Genomic DNA, 289 nt, shown 5'->3' on the forward strand with positions numbered 1-289 from the left:
CCGGCTTCACGGTCACGGCCGAAGTCGACTACCTCAATGCAGGCAAGTTCGACGACGCCGACTTCTCCAACTGGACCAATGCCGACAAGAAGAGCAGCATCGGCGGCATGCTCCGCTTCCATCGCTCGTTCTAAGGGTTGGCTTTATACAGGTGAATACCAGCCCGGGCGCTTCAGCGCCCGGGCTGTCTTATTTCGTGACTGGGTCAAGATAAGCAGAAGGAACAGGGGGAACGGTAGCTGAAAAGGGTCCGCGTGTGATTTCGTGGGATCCGCTGATGGGCGGATGA

At 57.8% G+C, this 289-nt stretch carries 1 pseudogene; it reads left to right on the forward strand.

Features of this window, described 5'->3' with window-relative positions:
• Window positions 1-134 (forward strand): annotated as a pseudogene (locus tag EN824_RS36455) (porin); the annotation flags it as partial.
• Window positions 135-289 lie beyond the last annotated feature (155 nt).

The sequence above is a fragment of the Mesorhizobium sp. M8A.F.Ca.ET.181.01.1.1 genome, from assembly GCF_004792025.1.
GTDB lineage: Bacteria > Pseudomonadota > Alphaproteobacteria > Rhizobiales > Rhizobiaceae > Mesorhizobium.